The sequence below is a fragment of the Pilimelia terevasa genome, from assembly GCF_014647915.1.
GTDB lineage: Bacteria > Actinomycetota > Actinomycetes > Mycobacteriales > Micromonosporaceae > Pilimelia > Pilimelia terevasa.
Genome location: NZ_BMQC01000034.1, coordinates 1 through 4,368 on the forward strand (window position 1 = coordinate 1; position 4,368 = coordinate 4,368).

Here is a 4,368-nt window from a genome sequence, read left to right on the forward strand (position 1 = left end):
AGACCGATCTTGTCGCAAAGACCTGTCTATCGATGGCTCCACGTCCGTTTCGAGCACCGTCCGGAATGACCCGTTCGCCCGTGTCGTACCGAATCAGCAATGAATACTTGCTGAGATCACTTCAGTGGTAGTTGCCCATAATCCGATACTATGACTTCAGTTACACCTGCAAAAAAATTTCTGTGCGATATTTGCGAGGCTTGATGACAGAGTAGTGAATTGCCTGATAGTCGAAAATGGGAAGCGCAATGATCACAGATTCCTTCATGCGAAACGCTAGTAGGCTCGCCGCAGGTGGCACAGTGGCCTTAATGGTACTTGGAGGTGCCGCGACACCGGCCTTTGCTGCGAGTACGGAGTGTTTCATAACGCTTGGCGGAGCAAGTAGCTGTGTCACGGGCTATCTTCCGGCAAACGCCAGTGGCCATTACATCAAAATGCGCATCTATAGGCCATCGAATGGCACCGCAAGTTGCGCACTGATCGACACTAATAGTGGAGCTAAGGTGGCCTCTCTGACCGAAGTTTGGTACCACATGGGCAAAGAAAAGACGGTGCCGAACCTCCACGGCACTTACAAACTAGTATGTAAGGCCGACGATGACGCTGAGGGCGGAGGAAAAATTTCCAACGATTAAGTAGCTAGACCGACGAGTCCCACGTCTTTATAGAGAGAGCCACTTTCGTCCTGTTGGCAGATCAGACGAGGTGCGGGACGACCTCGGCTCCAGACCGTATCCTGGTTCACCGCAGTTTCCGATGCATTTGCGTACCGCGTACCGCCGGACATCGACCATGTGGCCCCGCTGGCCGAGTCCTGGGACTCCGGCGCCCACGGACGGGGCGCGAAACGGCGGGAGCTGTATGCCAACGACCTCGGAGACGACCGCCACTAGCCGTGGTGACCGATGATCTGAACCAGGCCAAAGGAGACGCCGCCCTGGGGCGTGGATACCACCGCTGTTTGGGTTGGGGACATCCACGCAGTGAGTCACTCGTTGGCGGTTTCGGAGCGGCCTGGTGACCTGAGGCTTTGGGTCTGATATGCGGCATTTGCGCCTGCGGCTCGTGCGCCATTCTACAGCGGACTATCGTCGTGGCCGAATATCGCGGCGATTCGGGGGCGATCTTGATGAAGCAGGTCCGCATGATGTGGCGGGTATTCGGCGGGGCTGCCGCTCTGCTGGCTGTTCTGTGTATGGCTCCTGTGGGTCCGGCCCGAGCCGGCGGAGACCGGCCTTCGTCGGACAGCGTGGTGCGGCTGTCCGGCGACCCGGGTGAGTACCTCACCGGTGGGCGGGCGTGGATGTTTTCGCCGGCGCGCGGTGATCGTTTGGCCGCGTACACCACCACGCGCGGGGAGCTGCGTGTCGACGTCCGGGATTCAGGTGGCGAGGACTGGGCGGTGGAGCTGGCTGGTCCGGGGAGCATCCCGCTGGCTGTCGGCGAGTATCCCGATGCTGTCCGGCCCGCTGGCCGCGGCCAGGCGCCGGGGCTTGCGGTGTGGGCGCCCGGTCGGGCCTGTGGCCGGGTCAACGGGTCTTTCACCGTCACTGAGCTGGTGCGGGGGCCGCACGGCTACATCGAGCGGATCGCCGCCGTGTTCCGCATGACCTGCGACGCCAGCCCTCAGGTACTCACCGGGGAGGTTCGGGTGGTCGCCCCGCCCATGGCTGAGTTGGTACTTGCCAGCGTCGTGGACCGGACAGCGGTACGCAGTCCCGGTACCGGACGGTCGACCTTCACCGGAGCGGTGACCTGTACCAAGTCCGTTGCGGTGACGGTGTGGGCGCAGGCCCGGCAGACCGTCGGCGGTGAGCTTCTGCGCCGTCCGCTGAGCGTCACCGGTGACCGCGGCTGCCGGCCCGGCGCCCCGGTCAAGTGGTCGGGCAGCACCGCCGCCGACTTCACTCCGTTCGCTGACGGCCGGGTGGAGGTGGAGGTGACGGCGGCCGCCGACGATCCAGACTTCCTGGTGCGCGAGACCGCCCGGTCGCGGACCATCGTGACCGTGGCGGCCGTCCCACCGGCCAGCGTGGCCGCGCTGGCCGGCAACGCCGCCCCATCCGTCGCCCACGCAGTAGGTCGGCGGCTGCCGCCGGTCGCGGCTGGCCTTCTGGAATTCAGCGGCGACCGCGGAGACTCTGTCAGCCTGGGCCGAAAGTGGACGTACGGAGTCTCGGCGGGCGACAGGTGGGACGCCCACCACTTCCTCGCCGGGAACGCCGTGAAGCTGGACGTGAGCGGCCGGGACAGCAAAAGCTGGACTCTCGTTATGCGGGCCGCCTCCGGGCAGCGGCTGCGCGTGGGCCGGTACGCCGACGCGGTCGGCGGCGATGTGCAGGGGCGGCCGTTCCTGGACCTCAGCGGTGACGGCCGGGCTTGCGCGACCACCGGCGAATTCACCATCACGGAACTGCGGCTGACCGCGCACGGATACGTTGAGCGCCTGGCAGCGGACTTCACCCAGCGGTGCAACAACAGCGCCAGCGCGCTGCGCGGGCATGTGCTCATCGACAACCCGCCCCAGCCCCCAGACCTCACCTTGGGCCTCAGCCTGACGCCGTCGGCCACCTTCGGTGACGTGAGCGCTCGGGCGTACCTGCCGGTGACGGTGACCTGCAGCAAGTCAACCGAAGTCAGACTGTGGGCCGAGGTCCGGCAGTCGCGGGAGGACAACCTCCCGCAACTGGAGTCGGATCAGGTCACAATCGCCTGCCGTGCCGGAGAACCGACCCGGCAGGTCGTCGAGGCCGACGTAATCCGCAGCCCACTCCTGATCGCCGGACCGGCCAAGGTGACTCTGCACGGTCACGCCGCGGACCCCGACTACGCAGAGGTGACCATACGGTCGGCGACCACGCTACCGGTCCTCTTCGAGCCGGTAATCGAGCAACGGCAGCCGGCACCCTCCCGAGCACCGGCGGCGGCGTAGCACGACAGCCGATCATTCATGACGCACGGCAGGTCCTCGGTGGCGAACAACGAGCCGTCCAGGCGATATACCGACTGGCTCCCTAGCCAAGCCCTGTCGCCGCCGGGTCCGGTGATCGGGGCGGCGGCGCTGTTGTGGTGCACGAGGAGGCCCGACCGGTCCACCACGATCACCGCTTCGCTGATGCTGTCCATGATGAGTGCTAGCAGGTTCGCCTGAAGGGTGACACCGAGCAGATCTTGCGCGGTGCTCCGTAACGTCTGGCTGATGAAATCCTGGCCGCGCAGTCCCATCAGAATCCAGCCGCGAAAGGTGCGGCCCCCCGCACTGTCGACAGGGCTGTACACCGGCGCGGCGAGGAGCGCGGACCTGCCCGCGCCCGAGACACCCGTCACGAGTACCGCCAACGGTCTACCGCCGGTTGCGGCGCCGCGGGCGGGGCGGGTTGGCCTGCCGTCACCAGGTCACCGTATCGACCACGTGCCGGACCGGGGCGTGCGCGGACCACGGGGGTGCCGATTAGTTTGTGGCTCGTACTGCTGGAGTGTGAGCCGGCCGATGCGTCGCGCCCAGCCGCTACGACTGCGGTCTCCGATGCATCCACAGCCGACAATCACGGTCGGTGAGATGTCACACCCGATGTGTAGCGTGCCAGCCCCGGCTGTGCCGCGAGCGACCTCGCGGCTCGACGGCGTCGAGCGATCGGGGGCGGTTCGTGGGGTGGTTGAGGCTGACACCGAGGGGTTGCTGCGGGCCCGGACGGGTTGCCGGAGATAGGCGGGTCCGGCTGGTTGAAGTACACCGACGTGCTTCGTCGTGTCCGGGCTACATCCCGAAGACCAGCGCGAACAGGGCGGCCAGAGCAAGATCGGAGCGCTTGAGCCCGAACATGGCGGTGTTCCTTCGGTTTGGCGGGTAGGGCGGCGCAAGGTTCAACGATTCGCATGTCAGCTTAGCTGTCTGGCCGCTGTGGTGATCTAAAACGGGTGCGCCCACCGGGCGACAAAACCACCCCGTCTCGGCTTCGGCCGGGAGGCCGGTTTCGTCGTTCAGCCGTCACCGCGCGCCCGGCGGTAGGACTCGGACAGCTCCCGCCACTGGACATCGGGGAGCAGATGCCAGCACGCCTCCGCCTTGGCCTCGGCCAGGTCGGCGAGCACACGCGCGCTTCTTGCGGGCCTTGGCTTACCTCCACGGTGTACCTGCCGTCCGGCTCCGCGCACGCCACGACGCCGCGGCGCCACACCGTCGCCCATGAGCTATCCCACCAGTGCCGCACCACTCCCGGTTCATGTGGACAACTTTGGGTACGGCGCGCACCTGCTCCTCGCCGCCGACCGCCCGCGCTTCGTCCAGTGCCGGGACTGGCGCACCGGCGCCGTGCGGTGGAACGGCACCGGTAGCCGGTACCGACCGGCGCCGACGGCGCACCG

Annotated in this window: 2 protein-coding genes; one reads left to right on the top strand and one right to left on the bottom strand. The window is 66.3% G+C overall.

Translation table 11 applies throughout. The features are described 5' to 3' along the window. Positions 1–1,096 precede the first annotated feature (1,096 nt). Positions 1,097–2,935 carry a hypothetical protein gene (locus tag IEY75_RS20575; RefSeq protein WP_189116043.1) on the top strand — a complete coding sequence of 613 codons (1,839 nt, stop codon included), beginning with the start codon at positions 1,097–1,099 and terminating at the stop codon, positions 2,933–2,935. Here IEY75_RS20575 and IEY75_RS20580 read toward each other — a convergent pair. After that, complete coding sequence (locus tag IEY75_RS20580) at positions 2,830–3,342, bottom strand: PAS domain-containing protein (RefSeq protein ID WP_189116044.1); 513 nt, start codon at positions 3,340–3,342, stop codon at positions 2,830–2,832. The genes IEY75_RS20575 and IEY75_RS20580 overlap by 106 nt on opposite strands. Positions 3,343–4,368 lie beyond the last annotated feature (1,026 nt).